Source organism: Corynebacterium pyruviciproducens ATCC BAA-1742, from assembly GCF_000411375.1.
GTDB classification, from domain to species: Bacteria; Actinomycetota; Actinomycetes; order Mycobacteriales; family Mycobacteriaceae; genus Corynebacterium; species Corynebacterium pyruviciproducens.
The window spans coordinates 174720-199933 of the sequence record NZ_KE150447.1 but is presented as its reverse complement, the minus strand read 5'-3'; the positions used below and the strand labels follow the sequence as shown (position 1 = coordinate 199933).

The following is a 25214-nucleotide window of genomic DNA, read 5'->3' as shown; positions in this document are numbered from 1 at the left end:
CAACCTGTGGTGCGTTGTACTAGATGACTAACCAAAAAAGGAGAAGATGAATCATGAGTGATTTCACACCAACAACCAAAACAGGGGAGGCCCTGCAGACCGCTTTGCAGCTCGCCTCCGGCAAAGGCAACCCGGATATTCGCCCCGCGCACATCCTGGTAGCAATCGTTGAGCAGCAGGACGGCGTCGCCGCCCCCGTGCTCAAGGCAGCAGGGGTTGCCCCGCAGGTCATCGCCACCGAGGCCCGCAAGCTAGTCGATGGCTACCCGTCGGCATCAGGCTCCAATATGGCCAACCCGAACTTTAACCGCAGTGCCCTCAACGCTTTCAACGCCGCCCAGGAACTCGCCGGCGAGCTTGGCGACGAGTACGTCTCCACCGAAGTGCTTCTCGCAGGTATCGCTCGCGGCGATTCGGACGCGGCCAAGATGCTCGCCCGCCACGGTGCCACCTACGAGAACATTAAGGCAGCCTTCGAGCAGGTTCGTGGCGGCCACAAGGTCACCAACGCGGATCCGGAGAACCAGTTCCAGGCCCTGGAAAAGTACTCCACCGATCTCACCGAGCGTGCCCGCCAGGGCAAGATCGACCCGGTCATCGGCCGCGATCAGGAGATCCGCCGCGTGATGCAGGTGCTCAGCCGCCGCACCAAGAACAACCCGGTGCTCATCGGCGAGCCCGGCGTGGGTAAAACCGCCATCGTCGAGGGCCTTGCCCGTCGCATTGTCGCCGGTGACGTGCCGGAGAGCTTGAAGAACAAGAAGCTCATCAGCCTTGATCTGGGTTCCATGGTTGCCGGCGCGAAGTACCGCGGCGAGTTCGAGGAGCGCCTCAAGGCTGTCTTGGAGGAGATCAAGAACGCCGAGGGCGAGATCATCACCTTCATCGATGAGCTGCACACCATCGTCGGTGCCGGCGCGACCGGTGATTCGGCGATGGATGCCGGCAACATGATTAAACCGCTGCTTGCGCGCGGTGAGCTGCGACTGGTGGGTGCCACCACCCTGGACGAGTACCGCAAGTACATTGAGAAGGACGCCGCCCTCGAGCGCCGCTTCCAGCAGGTGTACGTGGGTGAGCCGTCCGTCGAGGATGGCATCGGCATCCTGCGTGGCTTGAAGGAGCGCTACGAGGTGCACCACGGTGTCCGCATCCAGGACTCCGCCCTCGTGGCGGCCGTGACGCTGTCGGATCGCTACATCACCAACCGCTACCTGCCGGATAAGGCCATCGACTTGATCGACGAGGCCGCGTCCCGCCTGCGCATGGAGATCGACTCCTCGCCGCAGGAGATCGACGAGGCCGAGCGCATCGTCCGCCGTCTCGAGGTAGAGGAGCTGGCGCTGCAGAAGGAAACCGACGCCGCCTCGAAGGAGCGGTTGGAGAAGCTGCGCCGCGAGCTTGCCGACGAGAAGGAAAAGCTCTCCGAGCTGCGCGCCCGCTGGGCCAACGAGAAGGAAGCCATCAGCCATGTGCAAAAGGCCAAGGAGGAGCTCGATCGCCTGCGCACTGAGTCCGAGGAGGCCGAGCGCGAGGGTGACCTGGCCAAGCTGTCCGAGATCCGCTATGGCAAGATCCCGGCGGCCGAGAAGGCCCTCGCCGAGGCCGAGCAGGTGGTGAACTCCGAGCAGGACACCATGCTCACCGAGGAGGTCACCCCGGACACCATCGCCGAGGTTGTCTCCGCGTGGACGGGCATCCCCGCCGGCAAGATGCTGCAGGGCGAGACCGAAAAGCTCCTCCATATGGAGGCTGAGCTGGGCAAGCGTGTCGTCGGCCAGACGGATGCCGTCACCGCCGTGTCCGACGCGGTCCGCCGTGCGCGCGCCGGTGTTGCGGATCCGAACCGCCCGACCGGCTCGTTCCTCTTCCTCGGCCCCACCGGCGTGGGCAAAACGGAGCTGGCCAAGGCGCTCGCGGAGTTTCTCTTCGACGACGAGCGCGCCATGGTCCGCATCGATATGTCCGAGTACGGGGAGAAGCACTCCGTCGCCCGCCTCGTCGGCGCCCCGCCCGGATACGTCGGTTACGACCAGGGTGGTCAGCTCACCGAGGCTGTCCGTCGCCGTCCGTACACTGTTGTGCTTTTCGACGAAGTGGAGAAGGCGCATCCCGATGTGTTCGATATCCTCCTGCAGGTGCTCGACGATGGCCGCCTCACCGACGGCCAGGGTCGCACCGTGGATTTCCGCAACACGCTGCTCATCCTCACCTCGAACCTGGGTGCCGGTGGCACCAAGGACGAGATGATGGCCGCCGTGAAGCGGACGTTCAAGCCTGAGTTTGTCAACCGCCTCGATGACGTGGTCGTCTTCGATGCCCTGAGCCCCGAGCAGCTCACCGGCATCGTCGATATCCAGGTCGGTCAGCTCGCCGAGCGCCTTGCCGCCCGCCGCCTGACCCTCCAGGTCTCGGATGCCGCCAAGAGCTGGCTTGCCAGCCGCGGCTACGACCCGGCCTACGGCGCCCGCCCGCTGCGTCGCCTCATCCAGCAGGCCATCGGCGACACCCTCGCCCGGAAGCTCCTGGCCGGCGATGTCCGCGACGGCGACACCGTCCATGTCGACGTTGCCGCAGACGGCGAAAGCCTCGACATCGCGCCCGTGCGCTAACCGCGAGCCTCCCGCCCCCGCTGCCCTCCGCAGCGGGGGCTTTCGCCTGCCCACACCCTGCCTGCGGGAGCGATTTCCACCCAGCCGCAAAGTTGTATGAAATCCACACAACTTTGCAAAACGCGACCTGGGCTTTCAGTTTTCAAACCTCGCAAAGTTGTATGAATTTCATACAACTTTGCGCGCGCACCCGGCGCAGCGCCAAAAATCCGTAAGTAACAACCACCCCGATCCCAAAGCCGTCCCCGCACCCGCTACATTTTCTACCTATGACAATGAGACCCGGGTCTGGGCAGGGCGTGGCTGCGGCCGCGTCCGGAAAACCCCGCCACATCGAAATCCAGCGATCCTTCTACACCCCGCTCGTCGTGGTGTTCGTGGTCGTGTTCCTCATCTCCAACATCAACGCCACCAAGGGCGTGGAGATCGGCCCGTTCGTTCTCGACGGCGCCTTCTTCCTCTTTCCCATCGCCTACGTCGTCGGCGACGTCCTCTCCGAGTGCTTCGGCTTCCAGGCAACGCGCCGGGCCATCTTCTTGGGCTTCGGCTGCATGATCCTGGCGGTGGTGAGCTTCTACATCGCGATTTATCTGCCGCAGGCGAGCTTCTACGAGGGGCAAGATGCGTTCGCCGCCACCCTCGGCCTCGTGCCGCAGATCGTCGCCGCCTCGCTCGCAGGCTACCTCGTGGGCCAGCTGCTCAACTCCTGGACGTTGGTAAAGATCAAGGCGCGCACAGGAGAAAAGTCCATGTGGGCGCGCCTTATCGGGTCAACGATCGTCGGTGAGTTCGGCGATACTCTCATTTTTTGCACCATTGCGGCGCCGGTCATCGGCATCGATTCGGGCGGTGCGTTTGTCAATTACGTGGCCGTCGGTTTCGTGTGGAAAACCCTCATTGAGGTTGTCCTCCTGCCCGTCACCTATTCTGCCATCGGCTGGGTTAAGCGCCGGGAAGATTACTAGGTTCCCACCCCAGCGCGGGCGCGACGTGCTCGGCGAAGGCTGCAAGGATCTTCACGTTCACGTCCACGCCCATGGTGTTGGGGATGGTGAGCATGAGGGTGTCCGCGTCCATCACCGCTTTGTCTTTCTCTAGCTTTTCGACGATCCGATCAGGCTCATCGGCATACGTCTTCCCAAACGTGACCTGCCGTCCCTCACCCAGCGAACCGATCTGATCGTGGCTCTCACCGTGGAGGGCAAACAGGCGACGGGTCTCGTCGTCCACGATGGGGAACACGGTGCGCGAGACGGAGACGCGCGGAGTCCAGTCGTGATCCCAGGCCTCACGGTACTGGCGGATCTGCTCGGCCTGAATATCGCCGAGCGAGGAGCCGTCGGCCTCGCTGACAAGCGTGGAGCTCATGAGGTTGACGCCGTCCTTGGCGGCCTGCACGGCGGTGGCGTTGGTGCCGGAGCCCCACCAAATCCGCCGGTCGAGGCCGGGGAGTGGGGGAAGATGGGCAGCGGCGTGCCTGGCTGGTACATCTGCGGGTACTGGCGCTCCAGGGTATCGGCCTCGGCGACGGCCTCGCCGCGGACGGCGGAGAGCAGCTGGAGGAACTTGCGGCGAGCCATGTCGGAGCCGTTTTTCTGCTCGGCGTCATAGCCAAAGGCGCGCCACCCGTCCTTGGCGGGCTCCGGTGATCCGCGCGAGACACCGAGGGCGACGCGCCCGTCGGAAAGCAAGTCGAGGGCTGCGGCCTCTTCGGCGAGGTAGTAGGGGTTTTCGTAGCGCATGTCGATGACGCCGGTGCCCACCTCGATGTGTTTGGTGGAGCCGGCGATGGCGCTCATGATCGGGATGGGGGAGGCGGCCTGCGGCGCGAAGTGGTGCACGCGGAAGTAGGCGCCGTTCACGCCGAGGTTGTCGGCGGCCTGGGCGAAGTCGAGAGATTGTTTCAGGGAGTCGGCGGCGGTTATTCCGCACTGGTGGCCGATGGCGTAGTGTCCGAAGCTTAAGAATCCAAATTTCTTCAAGTCTCCATTATGGGTGATGTGTCCACAATAGTCGAGGGTTAGTACGCCGACGTTTCAGGTGACGCAAAGTTCCAGTAAATTACTGGAACTTTGCCAAACGCGACCTGGGGGTTTAGTTTTACGCCCCCGCAAAGTTCCAGTAATTTATTGGAACTTTGCGTAGCGCGTGGCGCGCGCGGGCGTTATGCCGAAGCGGCGGGGCAAAATAGGAAGCGTAATTCCGGCTCGCGCATCACGCGCGTGGCGCGACCGTAAACCGCACAGTGCAGTGGGCAATTTCCCCGCGGGAACATAGACTGGGTGGCATGAGTATTCTCGTGAGCCCGCAAGAGTTACAAGACAGCCTTCAAAGTGGTGGCAAGCAGATGCTGCTCCACGCGATGTATGAGGAGTCCCGCACCGACGGGTTTGCCCTCTTCAACGCGGGGCACATCCCCACGGCCCAGTTCTGCGATGCCGCCAACGCGCTGGCCGGCACGCCGAGCAAGGAAGGCGGCCGCAACCCGCTTCCCAATGCCACTATCCTCCAGCGCTGGTTTGACCGCTGGGGCTTGAGTGAAGATCGCCCGATTATCTGCTACGACGAGGCGCGCGGCATCCTCGCGGCGCGCGCGTGGTTCGTGCTCAAGTGGGCCGGAGTGAATAACGTCAAGGTTTTGGACGGCGGGCTGACCAAGTGGCGCGAGCTCGGGTACCCGGTCATGGGTGGCCCCGGCAACCCGCCGAGCCAGGGCCGCATCACCGTCGATCCGGGCCACATGCCCATCGTCACCACCGAGGATGTGAAGAAGCACTCGGGCCTCCTCGTGGATACGCGTGGCCGCAACCGCTTCACGGGCAAGACGGAGCGCCTCGATCTCAAGGCGGGCCACATTCCGGGCGCGGTCAATGTGCCCACCGCCGCGTTCCTCAACGATGACGGCACGTTCAAGGATCCGCAGGTGATCCGCGAGGCGTTCGTGTCCAAGGGTGTGAAGGATGGCTCGGAAGTCATCCTGTACTCGGGTTCCGGCCTGCACTCCGCCCAGGGCCTCATCGCCATGGAGCTGGCGGGGCTGACAGGCGCCGCCACGTACCTCGGCGGCTGGTCCATGTGGTGCGCCGATCCGTCGAATCCCGTGGCTACGGGCGAATAAGATGCGCCTGGGTCTCATCGTCTTCGCCCTCGTGCTGCTCGCCGTCGGCGTGTACCTCGTGCGCCGCGGCACCGCGGAGCCGCTGCCGCTGAAAAAGTGGGCCGAGGATAACGGCTTCACGTACGTGGGCTCGTGCGAGGAGTTCCCCGGCAAGCAGGTTTCGCGCGGCATTGTCGGCGGCTACGAGGCGTTTTCGGGGATTCGGGACGGCGTGCCGGTGTGTGCTGTGCGGCGGGATGAGAGCGTCGATAAGCCTGTGGAGCTGGACGGTTCCTTTCCGGACGCTCGGGTGACCGAGGCTCTTGCGAGCCTCCCGGAGACGGTGACCCGCGCCTACCTCACCGGTGAGTGGGTGGTGATCGAGGGGTCTGCCACGGCTTTCCCCCAGCTCACTCAGCTTGCCGACGCCGCCTACGCGCTTCCTCCCGCAGGTGGCTACCGCGAACTCGCCCTCGTTGGGATGGATCCCACGCGGCCGCTGCGTACGAGGCGGCTGGATTCCTCCGAACCCGAGCCGCTGCCGCAGGGGCCCGCCGTGGAGCTGCCACAACGCGCTGTGGGCACGCGGCTGGGGGAGACAGGGGAGCACGTTGTTGCCGCCGATGAGGTCCAGCCCATCGGTGATGAAAACGTGCCCACCAAGCCCTCCGCCACGGGAACCGGGGCGCGTCCCGCGCAGGCAACCCGGCAGATGGAACCGAGTTCCATCTTTGACGATAAACTAGATTCGTGACTGAAAAAGAAGAATTAGCCCAGCTCGTTTCCGACCTCTGCGTAGTGCGCGGCAAGGTCACCCTCTCCAGCGGCAAGGAGGCCGATTACTACGTCGACCTGCGCCGCGCCACCCTCCACCACCGCGCCTCCGCCCTCATCGGCAAGCTCATGCGCGAGATGGTGGAAGACCTCGAGTTCGATTCCGTCGGCGGCCTGACCATGGGTGCCGACCCGGTTGCCGACGCCATCATGCACGCCTCGGGCCGCCCCATCGACGCGTTCATCGTGCGCAAGGAGGCCAAGAAGCACGGCATGCAGCGGCGTATCGAGGGCCCGGAGATCAAGGGCAAGCGGGTGCTCGTGGTGGAAGACACCACCACCACCGGCAACTCGCCGCTCACCGCCGCCAAGGCCTGCGAGGAGGCCGGTGCCGAGGTGGTCGCAATCGCCACCGTCGTTGACCGCGAGACCGGGGCCGATCAGGTCCTCGCCGAGGCCGGCTACGAGTACCGCCATTTGCTGGGGCTCAAAGACATTGGACTCGCTTAAGGGCCCCACCGAGTGGGGCGAGGGACGGCACGGCGTGGGCCCCTGGGAGGGGACGTACCCCACCGACCCGCGCTATGATCCGGAGCTCCTCCGCGAGGGCGATCACCGCAACGTTGTTGATGCGTACCGGTACTGGAAGCGAGAGGCCATCGTGGCCGATATCGATACGCGCCGCCACCCGCTGCACATCGCCATCGAGAACTTTGAAAACGACGCCAACATCGGCACCGTCGTGCGCACCGCCAACGCGTTCGCCGTGGATACCGTCCACATTGTGGGCAGGCGCCGGTGGAACCGCCGCGGCGCCATGGTCACCGACCGCTACCAGCACCTCATGCACCACGATACGGTGGAGGACCTGGTGGAGTGGACGCGCGGGCAGGAGCTCAGCCTCGTGGCGATAGATAACATCCCCGGCAGCGTGCCCCTGGAAACGGCTACCCTGCCTGAGCGCTGCCTGCTCCTCTTCGGCCAGGAAGGCCCAGGGGTAACCGCCGAGGCGCAGCACGCCGCCACGATGACCCTGTCCATCGCCCAGTTCGGATCCACCCGCTCCATCAACGCGGGCGTGGCCGCCGGCATCGCCATGCACGCCTGGATTAGGCAACATGCGGACCTATCCAAAGCGTGGTAAATAATTCTGTAACAATAATGCGCAGGACCGCGAAGGAAATAGTGTGTTAGAGATGTGGGCCCACAGGGCCGACCTTGCGGAGGCGGCGATCAACGATCGCCACGCCTCCAAGGTGTGGGGTATCCCGGGAACCAACCTGGGTGTGGTCGCGTGGCCGTCCGCCAGCCGCGACGAGATGTTTCTGCACTGGCACTATTGGTGGCAGGCCCACTACCTCGATTGTCAGATCGATGCCCTGTCCCGCGGCGCCACCAACGTGCGCGTGAAAAGGTTGAAGCGCACCGTCCGCGGTGCCCGCATCCGCAACCTCGGGCCACTGACCCGCAACCGTTACTACGACGATAAGGCCTGGATGGCCCTTGCCCTCGGACGCCTGCGTGGCACCCAGCGCATCCAACCGCCGTCCACCCTTGACACGCTGGAGTTCGACATCATCTCCGGCGTGGATCCCGCCCTCGGCGTGCTGCCATGGAAGGTGGGGGCAAACTTCTTCAACGTGCCCGCCAACGGGCCGGCGGCCATCATGTGTGCCCGCACCGGCAGGCTCGACCTCGCCATTTCCATCGCCGATTGGATCGAGCGCAACCTCGTCAGCGACGAGTTCCTCGTCATGGACGGCGTCCGCATGTCCATGCATGGCCCGGAGGTTAACCGCGATATCCACCCCTACAACCAGGGCACATTCATGACGGCCGAGCTGGAGATCGCCCTCGCCCTGCGCGCCATGGCCACGGCTCCCAGCGATGCCGACAACATGGAGTACGCCGAGGCCGACAACGCCGACGCCTACATTCCGCACGTCATGCTCCTGCGTGACCTTGTGCAGGCCACGGCGACACACCTGGCCTCCACCCACTACGTGCTCAACTGGCCCACCGCCGGTGGCGATGGTGGCCTGTTTAACGGGATCCTCGCCCGCGCGCTTGCCGAGGTTGCCCTCCGCCTCCCCTCGGACAGCCACCTCAACCGCGCCACCAAGCGCCTCGCTGCACGGCTCGTGCTCAACTCCGCGGACTCCGCGTGGCGCCATCGCCTGGAAGTAGACGGCCTGCCTGTTTTCCCACACCACTGGGATGAGGATGCCCAGCTGCCACGCAACTCGGTTCCCGCCACCAGTGAGCGCGGCACGATCCTGGGGTCCACCGTGGCGGAACGGGACTTTTCCGTGCAGCTATCCGGCTGGATGCTCATGGAGGCGGCCGCCCGGGTGGCGGAAAAGTACTCCGCCACGCGAGTGTGATACCGGTCATGGTCTAGCCCTCGGTGTGCTACTTCGTGCATAATAGGGGTTAGACACGTCAAAAATCTCCCGAGGAGGAAAATACATGCCAATTGCAACTCCGGATATCTACAACGAGATGCTGGACAAGGCCAAGAAGGGCGGCTTCGCCTACCCGGCCATTAACTGCACGTCCTCTGAGACGATCAACGCAGCTCTCAAGGGCTTCGCCGAGGCAGAGTCTGACGGTATCATCCAGTTCTCCACCGGTGGTGCTTCCTTCGGCTCCGGCCTGGCCGTGCAGAACAAGGTGAAGGGCGCCGTCGCCCTCGCCGCCTTCGCACACGAGGCCGCCAAGAGCTACGGCATCAACGTCGCTCTGCACACCGACCACTGCCAGAAGGAAGTTCTTGACGAGTACGTCCGCCCGCTGATCAAGATCTCCCAGGATCGCGTCGATGCCGGCGAGCTCCCGCTGTTCCAGTCCCACATGTGGGACGGTTCCGCCATTCCGATCGACGAGAACCTGGAGATCGCCCAGGAGCTGCTGGCCAAGGCACGCAAGGCCAACATCATCCTCGAGCTCGAGATCGGTGTCGTCGGCGGCGAAGAGGACGGCGTTGAGGCCAAGCACGGCGCCAACCTCTACACCTCCGCCGAGGACTTTGAAAAGACCATCGATGCCATCGGCACCGGTGAGAACGGCCGCTACCTCCTGGCCGCCACCTTCGGCAACGTCCACGGCGTGTACAAGCCAGGCAACGTGCAGCTGCGCCCCGAGGTGCTCAAGATGGGCCAGGAAGTTGCCACCAAGAAGCTCGGCCTTGCCGAGGGCTCCCAGCCGTTCGACTTCGTCTTCCACGGTGGCTCCGGTTCCGAGAAGGAGAAGATCGAGGAGGCTCTCACCTACGGCGTCATCAAGATGAACGTTGACACCGACACCCAGTACGCTTTCACCCGCCCGATCGTCACCCACATGTTCCAGAACTACGACGGTGTTCTCAAGATCGACGGCGAAGTGGGCAACAAGAAGGTCTACGACCCGCGTTCCTACATGAAGAAGGCTGAGCAGGGCATGTCCGAGCGTGTCATCGAGGCCTGCAAGGATCTCCACGCTGTGGGCTCCCACAACAAGTAAATAACCTCCTGAAAGGCCCCGCCCCGGCGGGGTCTTTTTCATGCGCAGAGTCACCTCTGGCGGCACTGCCACAAACTTCCAGTAATTTACTGGAACTTTGCACAACCCCACCAGGGGTTGTGGTTTTGAAGCCCCGCAAACTTCCAGTAAATTACTGGAACTTTGTACAACCCCACCAGGGGATTTGGTTTTGAGCTGCCGCAAACTTCCAGTAAATTACTGGAACTTTGCACAAGCGCACCAGGGGATTTGGTTTCGATCCCCCGCAAACTTCCAGTAAATTACGGAACTTTCCCGTTTGTGCATGTTTTCCCGCGGAATCTGACGGGAATGCGAACAAGCCGCTTAGATCCGCAGGGCACGTAGCCGATGGCGGCACGAAAAGAACGCTGCTAGGGCGGTGAACAGATCGATCATTGTCAGGCGGACGATTCCCATCCGCGCGCCGTTGGGCTTAGTATGGGGTGTCAACAAGTAGAGATGAAAGGGTGGAAGATGCGGATTCCTTCGGCGCGGTCGGCGGGTTCCTACGTAAGCGACAAGGTGGATTTTCCCCACCGTTTGCGCCGAATGGCCAATTCGATCTTCCCGGCTATCCAGGGCGGCATCGCCGCGGGATTGGCGTTCTATGTTGCGCGGCACGTTGTGGGCCACGAGCAGCCGTTCTTTGCGCCGATGGCGGCGATCATCATTTTGTCCATGTCCGGCGGCGGCAAGGTGCAGCGCGCGGTGCAGATGGTGATCGGCTCGTCGCTGGGCGTTGGCCTGGGTGATTTGATTATCTCCAACATCGGCTCCGGGCCGTGGCAGATCACGTTGGCGGTGATGATTGCCCTGGTGTTGGCCACGTTCGTGGATGATGCGCCACTGGTGGTGAACCAGACGGCGATCGGCGCGGTCCTCATTGCCACGATTATGCCGCCGGGTACGTCGGGCGGGCTGGACAGGATGATTGACGCGCTCATCGGCGGCGTCATCGGGCTGTTCGTGGTGGCGCTGTTGCCGCAATCGTCTATCCACGGGGAGCGGGAGATTGGCAAGGTGCTGGCTACGGCCTCGGGCGTGTTGCACGATGTGGCCCGGGGCCTGAAGAACAAGGATGCGGAGCTGGTGGGCTTGGCGTTGAAGCAGGCGCGCGGCTCGCAGGCGGGCATTAATAACATGATTACGCGGGCGAAGGCGGTGGAGGAGCAGACGAAGGTGTCGCCTCTCAAGTGGAAGAATCGCCGCCGGATGGTGAGCCTGTTGCTGCTGCTCAGCCCGGTGGATAACACGATGCGCACCACGCGTGTGTTGGCGCGCCGCGCGGAGGTGTTGGTGCAGGATCACGACGAGGTGGCCCCGGAGCAGGTGGCGCTCATTGAGCGGCTGGCGGATATCGCCGGCGAGCTTGCGGAGGTGTACCTGGAGGAGCGCGATGATGCGGCGGATACCATCAGCCGGGTGACTCATGAGCTGCGGGAGCTTGGCCCCAAGACGCCGGAGTCGCTGGTCACGGGCCGGGTGTTTTCGGCGTACGCGATCTTGGCCCAGACCCGCTCGCTCATCGTGGATCTGCTCATGGTGTGTGGGCACAATGCGGAGTCGGCGCGGGCGGTGCTCGCCCCCACGTCGGATACCCCGGCAGTGCCGCCGGAGGCTTAGCGCACGATCTGCATGTCGCGCAGGTGGCGGTAGAACGTGACGCGTTTGAGTGGCCGCGGGTGGTCGACGCCGTCGATGGTCACCCCGAGGTTTACACCACCGGCTTGCACGGCCCTGCCTGTGGTGACGCTTTCTGGGTCCGTTCCGCCTGTCACCGCTCCTCGCATGAGCTTGCCGACGATGGGGAGCTTGGACAAGCGTTGTCGAGCAATGGGGTCCGATTCGTGGAATGGCCCGGTAGGGGCGTCGGCAAGCAAGGGGGTGGTGAGCCGGGCGGCGGCGATACCGGGGGTATCGAGCATGGGGACCAGCCGGGCGCCAAAGGTGCCGTAGAACCGGGCGGCGGGGTCGGCGCCGTGGTGAACAAGGACGGCGTCATCGACGATGATTTCCCCGGAGATCTCCTGCGTGCGGTCCATGTTGGTGATGGTGGCGGAGCCTACTACAACGATGGCTTGGTCGGAGCGGATCGTCGGCGCGGGCACAGCCGGCGCGGAGAGTGCACGGGAGGCATCCACCGCCCATGTCACGTTAGTGGCCCCCGTGGCAACGTAGGCGACCTCCATCCACATCGTGTCGGCCCGCATGAGCCGGGTGAGGACGGCGGAGAGGGCCGCGTCGGAGCCGCACACAACGATGCGGACGGGCTCGCTGGGGTGCTGCGGGGCGGGCTTGGGCGTGCCCAGGTGCTCGACATCGGGCATGGCGGCGATCTCATCCAGGGAGGGCGTGGGATCGTGGGGGAGGACGAGACGGGCCAGGATATCGAGGGGGCGTAGCTGGCTGCGGGTGGGAACCTCGTCGCAGCGGATGTGCTCTACGCCTGGCAGCGGGTCGGTGCCGCATGCCACACAGAGGATCTTCATACCATAAGAGAGTACAATGCCTAAACGGTTATTAAGGCAACGACTGATGTGGAAACAAATATGGCTGTAATCGTAATTGTGGGCGCCCAGTGGGGCGACGAAGGTAAGGGCAAAGCCACCGACATTTTGGGTGGCAAGGTTGACTATGTGGTCAAGCCCAACGGCGGCAACAACGCCGGGCACACCGTGGTGGTCAACGGCGAGAAGTACGCGCTTAAGCTGCTGCCCGCAGGCGTGCTCTCTGAGAACGCCATCCCCGTTCTGGGCAACGGCGTGGTCATCAACCTCGAGGCGCTGTTCGATGAGATGGACGGCCTCATCGCCCGTGGCGCGAAGGCAGACCGGCTGAAGATCTCCGCCAATGCGCACGTGGTGGCCCCGTACCACCGCGTCCTCGATCGCACCCAGGAGCGCTTCCTGGGCAAGCGCGCCATCGGCACCACCGGCCGCGGCATCGGCCCCACGTATGCTGACAAGGTGTCCCGCGTGGGTATCCGCGTGCAGGACATCTTTGATGAGTCGATCCTCCGCCAGAAGGTGGAGTCCGCGTTGAACGTGAAGAACCAGATGCTGGTGAAGATGTACAACCGGCAGGCCATCGACGTGGAAGAAACCGTCCAGTACTTCCTCTCCTACGCCGACCGCTTGGAGCCCATGGTCATCGAGGCAGAGCTAGAGCTCAACAAGGCGCTTGAGGCCGACAAGTCCATCCTCATGGAGGGTGGCCAGGCCACCATGCTCGACGTGGACCACGGCACCTACCCGTTTGTCACCTCCTCCAACCCCACCGCCGGCGGGGCGTGCGTGGGATCCGGCATCGGGCCCACCAAGATCACCCACTCGCTGGGCATCATCAAGGCGTACACCACCCGCGTGGGCGCAGGCCCGTTCCCCACGGAGCTGTTTGACAAGTGGGGAGAGTTCCTGCAGACCACCGGCGGCGAGGTGGGCGTGAACACCGGCCGCAAGCGTCGCTGTGGCTGGTACGATTCCGTCGTCGCCCGCTACGCGGCCCGCGTCAACGGGTTTACGGATTTCTTCCTCACCAAGCTGGACGTGCTTACCGGCATCGGCGAGATCCCGATCTGCGTGGCGTACGACGTGGATGGCAAGCGTTTCGACGAGATGCCCGTCAACCAGTCCGATTTCCACCACGCGGAGCCGATCTACGAGACGATGCCCGCCTGGGAGGAGGACATCACCGAGTGCCGCACGTTTGAGGAGCTGCCGCAGAAGGCGCAGGATTACATCCTCCGCCTGGAGGAGCTCTCCGGCGCGCAGATGAGCTACATCGGCGTTGGCCCCGGCCGCGAGCAGACGATCGAGCGCTTCCCCATCCTGTAAGACCGCAAGCGCAAGGGCCCGGGCATCGAGCCCGGCCCAAATACAACGCAACGGCCCCGAGCAATGCTCGGGGCCGTTGCGCGTAGGTTTGCTATTTATCTGATTTTCCTCCTACGGCGTAAATTTCTCGAAGAGAAATTTACGCTGCTAGCTTATCCTCCGTGAACACGGCGACACCCTCGGGGCAGTTGCACTTGCGAACCTGGTCGAGGCTCGTCGTGTTGTCCATGGACTCGGAGGTCTGCGTCACCTTGGGGATAAACACGAGGATGAGGGTGATGGCGACGGCGCACATGAGGGCGTTGGTGCCCAGTGCCATGAAGCCGGCCTCGCGGATGGTGATGTTATCCTGGCGTCCCACAAAGTCGAGGATGTACGTCGGCAGTGCGGAGCCGGTGTCCTTGAGAGCAGTGTAGGTAGCGGCGGCAATGGCCGCGCCGAGGCCCGCGCCGAGGGAGGAAGCCATCTTGAAAATGCCGGCGCCGGAACCGTACTGGTCCTCCGGGAGGCCGCACAGGGCGGCGTCGGTGACCGGGGTGGCGAAGAGGCCGAGGCCGAGGCCGTAGAGGCTGAAGGCCACCGCGGCGATGATGACGTACGTGCCGGTCATGACGTTGGTGAACATGAGCATGAGGATGGACACAAACACGATCCCGCAGCCGAGCAGCATGGGGGTGCGGACGTTCCAGCGCTGCATCATCTTCTCACCCACGCGGATGAAGGAGACCACGAAGATGGCGTAGCCGAGGGTGCACAGCCCGGCGGTGCCGGCGGAGAAGCTTGCGCCGTCCTGCATCACCCAGAGGAAGGCGGCGAGGATGCCGCTCGTGGCGTTCATGATGGCGTTGACCACGCACGTGGCGGAGAACGTCCGGTTCTTAAAGAGGCGGAAGTCCACAAAGGCACTGTCATTGTGGTTTTCCATGCGGACGAAGAACCAGAAGGCGACGACGAAGGTGGCGGCCAGGCCGATGACGGTGGGGGAGAGCCAGCCGAAGGACGCACCCTGCGTGATGATGAGCTGCAGGGAAACGATCGTGATCATGAGGCTGACAATGCCCTTGAGATCGAAGCCGGAGGAGCTGACGTTGGCCTTGGCCTCAGGCATCTCCCGCATGAGGAGGATGGAGGCGATGGAGACGGCTGCGCAGAGGAAGAAGATGGAGCGCCAGCCGAGTGCGGAGGAGGCGAGCGCCCCGCCGAACACGGCGCAAATGCCACCGCCACCCCATGAGCCGATGGACCACATGGACAGGGCGCGCTGGCGGTCGCGGCCGTGCCAGTAGGTCTGCACGAGCGCCATGGTGGACGGCATGATGGAGGCTGCGGCGATGCCTTGGAGGATGCGGCCGCCGATCATCATGGAGGTGCCGAACACGCCGAAGGCGGTAGCCACAAGGAGCGAGCCGACGATGTTGATGAGGTTGCCTACGGTGGCGACGCGTTTGCGGCCCCAGCGGTCGGCAAAGCCGCCGGCAACCACGATGCACATGCCGGAGAACAGGCCGGAGGCGGAGATGGCCACGTTCATGATGTGCATGGGGATGCCCACGTCCTTAGCCATCAGTGGCCCAACGTTGAGCGTGGACTGGGCGAACAGCCAGAATGTCATGACGCCCAGCACGATGCCGGCGAGAGCCTTATCCGTGCCTTGGTAGGTCTCTCGCGTGGCAGTGGTCTTGCTAGTCATGTGTTTACCGCCTTACGAGTGTGGTTTGTAGCTTGGGCAAATAGGAGCAATATATTTTTTAAGGATGACCTTTACGCTACCTGCTGTGATCGAGTGAATACGCGAATTGCCAAAAGTTTTAGGTCACATTTGTGAGGCTGTACCCCCCGAAAGTGATCCGACCATTGGCGGTGGTAAAACCCAAAAAACGGTAAATAACCAGTAGAAAAGAGAAAAGGTATGATGAGCTCGCCCGTTTTGACATAGATCACATACGGGGGTAAGTACGGAAAACCGCCCGTCGGGGGTATGTTGAACAATTGCATGGGTTGCACGGAGTTTCAACGTCAACCCCCCTAATGGTCGAATTTATGCGGGCAAAAGGCGGGGTGTTGGACAATTTATCACACGCGAACCGCGAGCGCTGAATATTATGCACAGTTGCCAGGTGTTGCCATCCACTATCGGGCCGGTTATAACCGGTAAGTCACGAAATTTTACTCCCCATGCAGGCCTAACGTGGCGACGCTAGCGTAACAACAGTTTTAGTCATGAAAGTGAATAGAAGCCCTTCTTTGGCACCCCACTCCGCCCCGTGGGATACTGGGAGAATGAACGACACGCCTGACATACACGGAACGCGGGGCAGGCTCGTGCGCGATGACGCGCCCTACGTCGCCCCCGAGCACGATGCACCCGTGGGCTCTGACGAGGCGGTGCGCGCGCTGCACGACCACGAGGCCGCCGAGGCGCTCGCGCACCTGGGGGAGATCGCGGCGGGGCTCACCCCGGCGAGCTTGCGCCCCGTGTCCTTTAACAGGGCGGACAGCAGGTGGCTGGCGGGGGAGACCCTGGGCAGCCCGGTGGTGAAAACCCGCACCGCGTCCACTCCGCAGGAGCTGCGAGAGGCGCTCAACAGCGTGGGGTTGCCGGCCCGGCTCATTCCCGCCGAGGGGCCGTACAGTTATTACGAGGTGGCGACGGCCGAGGAGGCTGAAGCCCAGTGGGACGGTCACCCCACGCTCGTGGAATCTGTGTTGGAGGGCGCGGAGCTCATCACCCTCCAGGTGGTGCGCTCCGTCGACCCCACCACGGGTGAGGATGCCTCGTGGTTTGCCGAGCCGATCGGCCACGATGTCTCCCAGGCCGTCCAGCCGATGCCGATGAGCGACGCGGCGCGGGATTCGGCCCGCTCCATCGCGGTGCGGATCGTGCAGTCCATGAACGAGAGCGCGCAATCTTTCGGCCGCGGCCTGTATTCGGTGACGATGCTCGTGGCGAGGGACCGCTGCTACTTTGAGGATGTTGTGTACGGCCCGCGCCGCATCGGGCTCATTACGCTGTACACCCAGCGTTATTCGCAGTACGAGCTGCATGCCCGGGCAAAGCTCGGGCTGCCGGTGGATGTCACGCTCATGACGCCGGGGGCGGCGATGATTACGGAGCGGCCCGTGCGTGTGAAAGAGGCGCTAGGTGTGGATGAGGTTGACGTGCGCGCCTGCGAGATCGGCAACCTCATTGTGGCGACGGCCGCGACCGTCGAGGAGGCCGCGGTTCGCATCGCCGAGGTCGAACGCCAGGCGATGTAGTTACTTCGCCAGCGTCATGGGGACGTGCGTGATGCCATCCCAGTCGTATTCCTCGCCGGCGACGGTGAAGCCGAACTTCTCGTAGAAGCCCTGGGATGCCACCTGGGCGTCAAGCTGCACGGTGGCGCCGGGGTACTGGCCCTCGATGAGCGCGAGGGTTTCTTCCATGATGCGCTCGCCCAGCCCGGTGCCACGGTGGTCGGCGGCGACGGCGACGCGGCCGAGGTGGACGGTGTCGCCGTCCTTGTACACCCGGGCACACCCCACGAGGCGCTGGTTCTCCAGCGCGCGGATGTGGAGGGTGGCGGGGTCGAGGTCGCGGTCCTCAATCTCACCGTAGGGGCATTTCTGCTCCACCACGAAGATGTCGGTGCGCAGCTTGTACAGGTCGTGGACCTCGCGTGCGCTCAAGTGTCCCAGATGGGAAACGGCAAAGTACGTTTTCATGAGGGGGGAGGATAACCCCACTGGGCGCTGTTTGCCAAATCGGGCCAAAGTTACTTGAGGTCGTCGGCGGGGCACACCATCTTGATGTGATTGATTCCGCCGAGCTCAAATACCTCGCCCACGGTGTGGAACCCGTGTTTTTTGTAAAAATCGATGGCGTGGGTTTGCGCCTCGAGCGCCACGTCAATGTCGTGGAACTCTTTCTGGCAGATTTTCAGGGACTCTTCGATGATCTTCCTGCCCAGGCCCTCGCCCCTGTTGTGCTTATCGACGGCCACCCGTCCAATCCTTACTTCCAACTCACCCTTGGTTGTATCGTCGACGCTCGGTGCGAGGAAGAGGCGCGTGTAGGCCTTGAGGTGGTCATTTTCGTCGTACGCGCGGACATGCCAGGTGGAATCCCGGGAGTCGATTTCGTCGGCCTCGGCCCAGCTGGCGCGTTGTTCTGCTGTAAAAACCTCGGTGCGAAGTTTGTACAGCGCGTGGACATCGTGTGGGCTCAAGTCCTTCAGATGTGCGTGTGCGTAACGTGTCGTCATGTCCACAAAAAATACCGAAAACCGCCCCGGGCTTCAATCGGGGCGGCAAAGGTGCAGAAAGGCGCTACTTTCTGCACGCGTAAAATAGAGATCCTCCGTGCAAAAAGTTTTAACATTTGGCGCCCGCAAAAAGTTTTACCTTTTTGCGGGTAGAAATCTCCTTCTTTACGTGTAAGGATCTCGACTCTTACGTGTAAGAATCTCCGATTCTTACACGTCCCGCTCGGGGTGGGCGTACTTGACCATGTCTTCCCACTCCACAACCTTCTTGCGCTCGCGACCTTCGGCCTCGCCGAGGGCGCGCTCGTGGGCGTCGAGGTTGTACCAGCCCTTCCACGTGGTGTACGGGATGTTGCGGGATTCGAGCAGCTCGATGACTTGCTCGCGCTCCGGCTTGGAGGGGGTGGCCAGCTTGCCCGTGTCGTAATCGCTGAGCAGCATGTCCGTGGTCTCCTTGGCGTCCGACTTGGTGTTGCCAATGAGGCCCACCGGGCCGCGCTTGATCCAGCCGGTGGTGTACAGGCCTGGGATGCGGTCGCGGGTCTCGGAATCGATGACGTGGCCGCCGTCGTTGGGGATCACGGCAGAGCGGTGATCGAACGGCACGCCCTTGACCTCATCGGAGCGGTAGCCCACGGCGCGGTACACGGCCTGAATGTCCCACTCGGTGATCTTGCCGGTGCCGCGCACGCCACCCTTGCCGTCGTACTCCTGGCGCTCCGTCTTGAGGGCCTTCACCTTGCCGTTTTCGTCGCCGACGATCTCCACGGGGGCTTCAAAGAAGTGGATGAACAGCTTGTGTGGAGCGTTCTTCGGCTCGCGCAGAGCGTACTGCTCGAGGGTCTGGCACACGAGGTCCTGGGTCTTGGAGTCGCGCCGGGCTTGCTCGGCGGCCTCGTCGTAGATGATGTCCTCGGGGTCGACGATGACCTCGATGGTGGGGGAGTGATCCAGTTCTTTGAGCTCGAGGGGTGTGAACTTGGCGTTGCCGGGGCCGCGGCGACCGAAGATGTGCACCTCGTCGGCCGCGTTGGCGCCGAGCCCCTCGTACACGTTGTCCGGGATCTCGGTGACGTGGAGCTCGTCGGCGGTCTTGGCAAGGATTCGGGCCACGTCAAGGGCGACGTTGCCCACGCCGATGACGGCTACGTGCGGGGCGGTGAGGTCCCAGGAGCGGCGGAAATTGGGGTTGCCATCATAGAAGCCGACGAATTCGGCCGCGCCGTGGGAGTCCTCGAGGTCAATGCCGGGGATGTCGAGATTGCGGTCGCCGGTGGCGCCGGTGGCGAAGATGATCGCGTCGTAGTAGTTGCGCAGCTCCTCCACGGTGATGTCCTTGCCAATCTCCACGTTGCCAAGTAGCTTGATCTGCGGTTGGTCGAGCACCTTGTGGAGGGAGGTAATGATGCCCTTGATGCGCGGATGGTCGGGTGCCACGCCGTAGCGGATGAGACCGAAGGGGGCCGGCATCTTCTCGTACAAGTCGATGGCAATATCGTGGCCAGATTTGATGAGGATGTCCGAGGCGTAGATGCCTGCGGGGCCGGAACCGACTACTGCGACGCGAAGTGGGCGAGTCATACTTCTCCTGTGTTTGTCTTGTGTGTAAACCGTTACTACCTTAACCCGAAATTTTCGGGCGGGCTAGTACCTTTTTTTCCCGCAAGGGTACCAAGTGGTCTATATAAAGTAAACAATACGGTTCAAAAGGGTCGTTTACCTCCCACGTTCGCGTGGGTCTTGTGGGGGTGCGCCCTCAACTCGCAGAATTCATATGACGTTTTGTAGAGTAGTGTGGTGGCGCCAACTCCGAAATGTGTAGTGTGCTGGAGACCACGCGCGACAGCGCGCGGTCGCGGGTGCGTATAGTGTGGCGCTCAGGAAACTGACCTATATATAAGGACGTGCATTATGAACTCACCTCGCTCTGTGCTGCTCACCACCGTGGGCCAGGCAACCGCTAACGCCCGCGCCATCGCTGCTGACGGCGGTCTCCGCTTTGTCGAGCTGTCAACCATTAGCGAGCCGGTTATCCGCCAGCTCATCGCCGCCGAGCCCTTGGCTGAGGGGCCAGCGCTCATCGAGGGTACCGGCAATATCGCCTACGATGCCGACGCCGCAGCGGCACTGGGCATTCCGCTCGCACTGATCGTCGAGAAGCAAAACCTCACGGCCGAGCTTGCCGTAAGGGAGGCGGAGACCAGGCTCGCCACCACCGTCGTCGTGAGCGAGGGTGAGTTGAGCGCGGAGCGGCTGGCTACCGCAACCGAGGGGCTGGAACCGTCCCCCGTCATGAGCGCGGACTACCTGCAGACCTGGCTGCAGAAGAAAGCCCAGGAGAAGACCACCCGCATCGTGCTGCCGGAGGGCGAGGATGACCGCATCCTTGAGGCCGCCGACGCTGTGCTCAAAGAGGGCGTGTGCGAGCTCATCATCCTCGGGGTGAAGGATACCGTCCTGGGCCGCGCGAAAGAGCTGGGGCTTGACCTGACCGGCGCCGAGATCGTCGATCACCTCACCGACCCGCGCGCCGAGAAGTTCGCCGCACAGTTCGCCGAGCTGCGCAAGAAAAAGGGCGTCACTATCGAGCAGGCGCGCGAGACTATGAAGGATGTCTCCTACTTTGGCACCATGCTCGTCCACACGGGCGAGGCCGATGGCATGGTGTCCGGCGCCGCGCACACCACGGCGCACACCATTCGCCCGAGCTTCCAGATCATCAAAACCAAGCCGGGTACCTCCGTGGTCTCGTCCATCTTCCTCATGGCGATGCCAGGGCGCCTGTGGGCGTTCGGCGATTGCGCCGTCAACCCCAACCCCACCGCCGAGCAGATCGGCGAGATCGCCGTGAGCTCCGCCGAGACGGCCGCGGCCTTTGGCATCGACCCCAAGGTGGCTATCCTCAGCTACTCCACCGGCACGTCCGGTGCTGGCCCCGATGTTGACCGGGCGGTCGCCGCCACCGCCAAGGCAAAGGAGCTCGCCCCCGACACGCTTATCGACGGCCCCCTCCAGTTCGATGCCGCCGTCGACCCGGGCGTTGCAGCCAAAAAGGCACCGCAGTCGCCGGTCGCCGGGCAGGCCACCGTCATGATCTTCCCCGACCTTGAGGCCGGCAACATCGGCTACAAGACGGCGCAGCGCACCGGCGGCGCGCTCGCCATCGGACCGATCCTCCAGGGGCTGAACAAGCCCGTCAACGACCTGTCCCGTGGCGCCACCGTCCCGGACATCATCAACACCATCGCCATCACCGCGATCCAGGCAGGAGAGGAAAAGTAAATGGCTTACGCACTCGTTATTAACTCTGGCTCATCGTCCATCAAGTTCCAGATCGTCGATACGACGGCCGACGCCAGCGAGGACCCCTTCGTCTCCGGCGTGGTGGAACAGATCGGTGAAGACGGCGGCAAGCTCACCGTCAAAACCGGTGGCCACAAGCATGTGGTGCAGACCCCCATCGCCAACCACACCGAGGGGCTCGACCTCTCCTTCAACCTCCTCAACGATCTCGGTGTGGGGCCGGACCAGGTGGACCTCAAGGCTGTGGGGCACCGCGTGGTGCACGGCGGCCTGCTGTTCTCCCGGCCCGTGGTCATCACCGACGAGGTGCTCGGCATGATCCGCGACCTCATCCCGCTGGCCCCGCTGCACAACCCCGCCAACATCGACGGCATCGAGGTGGCGCAGAAGATGTTCCCGGAGCTACCGCACATCGCGGTCTTTGACACCGGCTTCTTCCACACCCTGCCCCCGGCGGCCGCCCTCTACGCCATCAACAACAGGGTGGCTGGCGACTACGGCATTCGCCGCTATGGCTTTCACGGCACCTCCCACGAATTCGTGTCCAAGCAGGTGCCGGCCCTCATTGGCCGCGACCCCAAGCACACCCGGCAGATCACCCTCCACCTGGGCAACGGTGCCTCGTGTGCGGCGATCCACAACGGGGCGGCAATTGATACGTCCATGGGCCTCACCCCGTTGGCGGGCCTTGTTATGGGCACCCGTTCCGGTGACATCGACCCGGGCATCGTGTTCCACCTCTACCGCCAGGGCATTTCCATCGATGAGATTGATGACCTGCTCAACCGCAAGTCCGGCGTCAAGGGCCTGGCGGGCGTCAACGATTTCCGAGTCCTGCGCGAGATGATCGAGGACGATAACCAGGATGCGTGGGCGGCGTACAACGTGTACATCCACAACCTGCGCAAGTACATTGGCGCCTACATGCTGCAGCTCGGCCGCGTGGATGCCATCACCTTCACCGCGGGTGTAGGCGAAAACGATCAGGACGTCCGCTGGGACGCTCTGGCCGGCCTGGAGAACTTTGGCATCAAGGTCGACCCGGAGAAGAACAAGCTCCCCAACGATGGCCCCCGCATCATCTCCACCGATGATTCCAAGGTCACCGTCCTTGTGGTCCCCACCAACGAAGAGCTCGCCATCGCCCGCTACGCGGTGGCGCTCGCCGGCCTGTAAAACATCACCACCGCCTGCCCCGTTGAGTGAGGCGGGGCACTCACTCGCCCGCCCCTGAGATGGGGGCGAGGGGCGTGTGACCGAAGAAATCAGTCTTCGTCTTACTCGATCTCCCCCGTTGTGGGGGAGTTTTTCTTGTTTCTGCTTCCTGGTAGAAAAGCTCGTTTCCCCGCGATAATGAGTACGTGTCCACATAGCGTATGGAGGGAATAATTGCGCTACGTGCGCAAACGGCACATAATAGAAACCTAAGTGATGCTAAAAATTGGGTAAGAGCTAAAAGGAACCTGTTAAAAGGTGGAAAACCCTCCCAAACTTCTTTAAAATGGGCGATGGTTACGAACAGTGTAGTAGCACCGGTGGTTAGTGATGTGCTAACCCAGTGTGCTAACTGACAAATTCGTAATAGAAACTTTCACCTTTAATTTCTTCGAAAGGAACAGTTCTTATGACTGCTATCCGAAACCAGCGAGGGGGTGTCCGTCGCGGCGTAAGCATAGCGGCGGCTGCACTTTCACTTGCCCTCGTTGCACCTGCAATCCAGCCGGTACAGGGTGGTGTCGCTCCTTTGGCATCTGCTCAGGGCGCAACAACTCAAGCTTCCGGCGACTACGTTCCTGCCAACGTGGGTCGTGTCTTCGACGAAGGTAAGGATCTGCGCTACGCAGGTCTGGCCCCCGTGTCCGTCAAAGATGAGACAGACGGCACGGACTTCAAGCTTCAGGTTCCCCACTGGTTGGTGAAGGACCGGACCGGCTTCCTCACCGGAGGATCCACGGAAGATCCGGATGCCAGTAAGGCTGTCCTGCGGTTCCAGGATAAAGCCCTCTACTCGCAGATCGATCGCATTTCCGTTGTTGGTGAAAATAACGATAAGCAGGGCGATTTTGTCAAACGCGACCCGAACGGTTCCGAGTGGTCTCTGGATCTGTCAACGGTAAAAAACTTCCCTGGCTCAGCGGGTAAGAACTACTCATCCTTCTACAAGATTTACCTCAATAACGGTGTAGAGGTGTCCTCTCTACAGGATGCTGGTGACGGCTTCGCAGTCACGCAGTACTGGATCCGTCAGGACGGCCGCATTGTCAAGAACTCTGTCTCCAGAGCTCTCCTGTCTACCGACGGCAAACTTCCTCCCTCTATGCCGAAGACGGTTTTCGACGGTTCGAAGGATGCTGCCGCCGGCAGTCAAAATATTCTTAACCGCCCGGTATCCAAGTTTGTCAGCTACGACCAAGGCAAGAACGAGATCAACAGCATTATCTGGCTGCCGATGACGCAGAACTTCCTGCAGGCCAGCTACGACTGGGCCTGGCAGCTTGAAGAGCAGATCGACCCTGCGCTCATCCCCTTCATTGACTCTGTGGTCGTCTACAGCTCCGATAGGGACGGAAACCTCAGTAAGCAGGATCGTACGCAGTTTGAGCTTGCTGTTGATTCTGAGCGAAATGTTGTCACCACCACCCAGAATAAGCAGCTCACCTGGGGCAAGGACGATGCCGATATAACTGGTGCAACAGATCCTCGTTTCAAGGAAGTTCGCAACAACTGGGATAACATCCTCTATGGCACACTCGGTCAGTCCCGTCCAATTACGATCAAGTACAAGCTCAAGGACGGGGCACTGGAAGGTATCCAGAATGCAACCGGCGGATACGTCGATTTTGCTAGCTGGATTAACGCCGATGTCTTTGACAAGCTAGACGGTGGCGCGCCCGTAGATGTTCTCAAGAATTCCTACGGCTACACCTACCTCAGCCTGTCAGATACCGATGGCGACGGCCTTCTCGATTCCTACGAGTCCGAGCTCGGCACCGACTCCTCCAAGTTCGATACCGATGGTGACGGTGTTCCGGATGGTCAGGAAGTTCTGAAGGATAAGACTGATCCGAAGAATCCCGGCAGCTACAAGCCCAGCACTCCTGATCCGGAGATGACGAAGATTCGTACCAACGACACTGATTTCAAGGTGTCCGTGCCGAAGGAAATCTTCAAGGACAAGAACGATAACAACGTTCCGGTTACAAGCGATGACACAAAGCTCACCGTGGCTCTCGTTCCAGAAAGTGCTGTGACGACTGATCCGCAGACCGGCGCCACCAAGGTTGACCTTGACAAGGCTGTTGGTAAGACTGAGCTGCCCCGCACAGCTGTGGAGAAGGGCGATGCCAATATCACCGGCATTTCCGGTGTGGAAAACGGTGTGAAGTACAAGGCAGTAGCCATCACTCCGAACGGTGAAGTCGCCGTTTCTGAGAAGACGATCGAGGGCACGGACCAGCCGATCGAAAAGACGAGAACCCCGGAAGTTGCACCCGTGACAACGAACGATGAGAAGATCACCGTCACGGCGGAGAAAGGCTCTGAGGTCAAGATCGAGCTTCCTGATGGCACCGTGCTCGTGCCGAAGGAGGATGCCAACAAGCCGGGTACATTCACTGCTTCTATCCCGAAGCAGATGAAGGATGCCCAGATTAAGGTAACCGCACAGGCCCCGGATAAGACGAAGTCCGATACCCAGACCGTAACGGTTACTGAGGCTGCTCAGCCGAAGACTACTGTGTCTGGTACTCCGAAGGCGGTGAACCCGACTGCTGATAAGCAGGACACGGGTTTGAAGGTTGCCAATAAGGATAAGGACACCAAGGTTACC

19 protein-coding genes and 1 pseudogene are annotated in these 25214 nt (G+C 62.3%); 14 read left to right on the top strand and 6 right to left on the bottom strand.

Going from position 1 to position 25214, the window contains the following annotated elements:
- The first annotated feature begins 53 nt into the window (after positions 1 to 53).
- Together clpB and HMPREF1219_RS07405 are read left to right on the top strand one after the other, a co-directional pair.
- On the top strand, positions 54 to 2612 hold the full coding sequence (gene clpB / locus HMPREF1219_RS07410) for an ATP-dependent chaperone ClpB (RefSeq protein ID WP_016458276.1): 2559 nt from the start codon (positions 54 to 56) through the stop codon (positions 2610 to 2612).
- Positions 2613 to 2887: 275 nt separating this feature from the next.
- Positions 2888 to 3577: a queuosine precursor transporter gene (locus HMPREF1219_RS07405; protein WP_016458275.1), complete on the top strand. Its 690-nt coding sequence runs from the start codon at positions 2888 to 2890 to the stop codon at positions 3575 to 3577.
- Here HMPREF1219_RS07405 and HMPREF1219_RS07400 read toward each other — a convergent pair.
- Positions 3555 to 4594 (bottom strand): annotated as a pseudogene (locus HMPREF1219_RS07400) (LLM class flavin-dependent oxidoreductase). The gene HMPREF1219_RS07405 and the pseudogene HMPREF1219_RS07400 overlap by 23 nt on opposite strands.
- A 305-nt stretch (positions 4595 to 4899) precedes the next feature.
- On the opposite strand from HMPREF1219_RS07400, the gene HMPREF1219_RS07395 reads away from it, so the two are divergent.
- The 7 genes from HMPREF1219_RS07395 to HMPREF1219_RS07365 all read left to right on the top strand — a co-directional run bounded on the left by HMPREF1219_RS07395 (position 4900) and on the right by HMPREF1219_RS07365 (position 11628).
- A complete protein-coding gene (locus HMPREF1219_RS07395) occupies positions 4900 to 5730 on the top strand; it encodes a sulfurtransferase (protein WP_016458272.1) in 831 nt (276 codons plus the stop codon).
- A gap of 1 nt (position 5731) precedes the next feature.
- Positions 5732 to 6463 carry a type III secretion system chaperone family protein gene (locus tag HMPREF1219_RS07390; RefSeq protein WP_016458271.1) on the top strand — a complete coding sequence of 244 codons (732 nt, stop codon included), beginning with the start codon at positions 5732 to 5734 and terminating at the stop codon, positions 6461 to 6463.
- A complete protein-coding gene (gene pyrE / locus HMPREF1219_RS07385; protein WP_016458270.1) occupies positions 6460 to 6993 on the top strand; it encodes an orotate phosphoribosyltransferase in 534 nt (177 codons plus the stop codon). Before HMPREF1219_RS07390 ends, pyrE begins: the two co-directional genes overlap by 4 nt.
- Positions 6980 to 7627: a TrmH family RNA methyltransferase gene (locus tag HMPREF1219_RS07380; RefSeq protein WP_040427437.1), complete on the top strand. Its 648-nt coding sequence runs from the start codon at positions 6980 to 6982 to the stop codon at positions 7625 to 7627. The genes pyrE and HMPREF1219_RS07380 overlap by 14 nt, the downstream gene beginning before the upstream one ends.
- A gap of 43 nt (positions 7628 to 7670) precedes the next feature.
- Positions 7671 to 8867: a glycoside hydrolase family 76 protein gene (locus HMPREF1219_RS07375; RefSeq protein ID WP_016458268.1), complete on the top strand. Its 1197-nt coding sequence runs from the start codon at positions 7671 to 7673 to the stop codon at positions 8865 to 8867.
- Between the two features lie 85 nt (positions 8868 to 8952).
- Positions 8953 to 9984, top strand: a complete 1032-nt coding sequence (fbaA, locus tag HMPREF1219_RS07370; RefSeq protein WP_016458267.1) for a class II fructose-bisphosphate aldolase — start codon at positions 8953 to 8955, stop codon at positions 9982 to 9984.
- A 570-nt stretch (positions 9985 to 10554) separates the two neighbouring features.
- A complete protein-coding gene (locus HMPREF1219_RS07365) occupies positions 10555 to 11628 on the top strand; it encodes an FUSC family protein (RefSeq protein ID WP_040427571.1) in 1074 nt (357 codons plus the stop codon).
- On the opposite strand, the gene HMPREF1219_RS07360 is transcribed toward HMPREF1219_RS07365, so the two are convergent.
- Positions 11625 to 12494 (bottom strand): hypothetical protein, encoded by an 870-nt coding sequence (locus HMPREF1219_RS07360; protein ID WP_016458265.1) that lies wholly within the window; start codon positions 12492 to 12494, stop codon positions 11625 to 11627. The genes HMPREF1219_RS07365 and HMPREF1219_RS07360 overlap by 4 nt on opposite strands.
- Before the next feature lie 60 nt (positions 12495 to 12554).
- On the opposite strand from HMPREF1219_RS07360, the gene HMPREF1219_RS07355 reads away from it, so the two are divergent.
- The gene (locus HMPREF1219_RS07355) at positions 12555 to 13838 is read left to right on the top strand and encodes an adenylosuccinate synthase (RefSeq protein WP_016458264.1); all 1284 of its coding nucleotides are present in this window, start codon (positions 12555 to 12557) and stop codon (positions 13836 to 13838) included.
- Positions 13839 to 13977: 139 nt separating this feature from the next.
- Here the strand turns inward: HMPREF1219_RS07355 and HMPREF1219_RS07350 are convergent, their stop codons facing one another.
- A complete protein-coding gene (locus HMPREF1219_RS07350) occupies positions 13978 to 15528 on the bottom strand; it encodes an MFS transporter (RefSeq protein WP_016458263.1) in 1551 nt (516 codons plus the stop codon).
- Between the two features lie 590 nt (positions 15529 to 16118).
- Between HMPREF1219_RS07350 and HMPREF1219_RS07345 the strand changes: the two genes are divergently transcribed.
- Positions 16119 to 17096 (top strand): hypothetical protein, encoded by a 978-nt coding sequence (locus HMPREF1219_RS07345; protein ID WP_016458262.1) that lies wholly within the window; start codon positions 16119 to 16121, stop codon positions 17094 to 17096.
- Here the strand turns inward: HMPREF1219_RS07345 and HMPREF1219_RS07340 are convergent, their stop codons facing one another.
- The 3 genes from HMPREF1219_RS07340 to HMPREF1219_RS07330 all read right to left on the bottom strand — a co-directional run bounded on the left by HMPREF1219_RS07340 (position 17097) and on the right by HMPREF1219_RS07330 (position 19663).
- The gene (locus HMPREF1219_RS07340) at positions 17097 to 17543 is read right to left on the bottom strand and encodes a GNAT family N-acetyltransferase (protein WP_016458261.1); all 447 of its coding nucleotides are present in this window, start codon (positions 17541 to 17543) and stop codon (positions 17097 to 17099) included.
- Positions 17544 to 17593: 50 nt separating this feature from the next.
- The gene (locus HMPREF1219_RS07335) at positions 17594 to 18082 is read right to left on the bottom strand and encodes a GNAT family N-acetyltransferase (RefSeq protein ID WP_016458260.1); all 489 of its coding nucleotides are present in this window, start codon (positions 18080 to 18082) and stop codon (positions 17594 to 17596) included.
- Positions 18083 to 18292: 210 nt separating this feature from the next.
- Positions 18293 to 19663 (bottom strand): FAD-dependent oxidoreductase, encoded by a 1371-nt coding sequence (locus HMPREF1219_RS07330; protein ID WP_016458259.1) that lies wholly within the window; start codon positions 19661 to 19663, stop codon positions 18293 to 18295.
- Positions 19664 to 19993: 330 nt separating this feature from the next.
- On the opposite strand from HMPREF1219_RS07330, the gene pta reads away from it, so the two are divergent.
- From pta to HMPREF1219_RS12970, 3 genes are all read left to right on the top strand, one after another.
- The gene (gene pta / locus HMPREF1219_RS07325; RefSeq protein WP_016458258.1) at positions 19994 to 21364 is read left to right on the top strand and encodes a phosphate acetyltransferase; all 1371 of its coding nucleotides are present in this window, start codon (positions 19994 to 19996) and stop codon (positions 21362 to 21364) included.
- Complete coding sequence (locus HMPREF1219_RS07320) at positions 21365 to 22561, top strand: acetate kinase (protein ID WP_016458257.1); 1197 nt, start codon at positions 21365 to 21367, stop codon at positions 22559 to 22561.
- Between the two features lie 448 nt (positions 22562 to 23009).
- Positions 23010 to 25214, top strand: a 2205-nt coding sequence (locus HMPREF1219_RS12970) for an Ig-like domain-containing protein (protein WP_016458256.1), incomplete at its 3' end; no start/stop codon positions are given.

What these genes read in the sequence shown, in the direction of transcription:
- clpB (WP_016458276.1), top strand. Translation starts at nt 54, where the DNA reads ATGAGTGATTTCACACCAACAACCAAAACAGGGGAGGCCCTGCAGACC.
- fbaA (WP_016458267.1), top strand. Translation starts at nt 8,953, where the DNA reads ATGCCAATTGCAACTCCGGATATCTACAACGAGATGCTGGACAAGGCC.
- HMPREF1219_RS07350 (WP_016458263.1), bottom strand. Translation starts at nt 15,528, where the DNA reads ATGACTAGCAAGACCACTGCCACGCGAGAGACCTACCAAGGCACGGAT.
- HMPREF1219_RS07335 (WP_016458260.1), bottom strand. Translation starts at nt 18,082, where the DNA reads ATGACGACACGTTACGCACACGCACATCTGAAGGACTTGAGCCCACAC.
- HMPREF1219_RS07390 (WP_016458271.1), top strand. Translation starts at nt 5,732, where the DNA reads ATGCGCCTGGGTCTCATCGTCTTCGCCCTCGTGCTGCTCGCCGTCGGC.
- HMPREF1219_RS07340 (WP_016458261.1), bottom strand. Translation starts at nt 17,543, where the DNA reads ATGAAAACGTACTTTGCCGTTTCCCATCTGGGACACTTGAGCGCACGC.
- HMPREF1219_RS07345 (WP_016458262.1), top strand. Translation starts at nt 16,119, where the DNA reads ATGAACGACACGCCTGACATACACGGAACGCGGGGCAGGCTCGTGCGC.
- HMPREF1219_RS07395 (WP_016458272.1), top strand. Translation starts at nt 4,900, where the DNA reads ATGAGTATTCTCGTGAGCCCGCAAGAGTTACAAGACAGCCTTCAAAGT.
- HMPREF1219_RS07360 (WP_016458265.1), bottom strand. Translation starts at nt 12,494, where the DNA reads ATGAAGATCCTCTGTGTGGCATGCGGCACCGACCCGCTGCCAGGCGTA.
- HMPREF1219_RS07330 (WP_016458259.1), bottom strand. Translation starts at nt 19,663, where the DNA reads ATGACTCGCCCACTTCGCGTCGCAGTAGTCGGTTCCGGCCCCGCAGGC.
- HMPREF1219_RS07365 (WP_040427571.1), top strand. Translation starts at nt 10,555, where the DNA reads ATGGCCAATTCGATCTTCCCGGCTATCCAGGGCGGCATCGCCGCGGGA.
- HMPREF1219_RS07405 (WP_016458275.1), top strand. Translation starts at nt 2,888, where the DNA reads ATGAGACCCGGGTCTGGGCAGGGCGTGGCTGCGGCCGCGTCCGGAAAA.
- HMPREF1219_RS07320 (WP_016458257.1), top strand. Translation starts at nt 21,365, where the DNA reads ATGGCTTACGCACTCGTTATTAACTCTGGCTCATCGTCCATCAAGTTC.
- pta (WP_016458258.1), top strand. Translation starts at nt 19,994, where the DNA reads ATGAACTCACCTCGCTCTGTGCTGCTCACCACCGTGGGCCAGGCAACC.
- HMPREF1219_RS07355 (WP_016458264.1), top strand. Translation starts at nt 12,555, where the DNA reads ATGGCTGTAATCGTAATTGTGGGCGCCCAGTGGGGCGACGAAGGTAAG.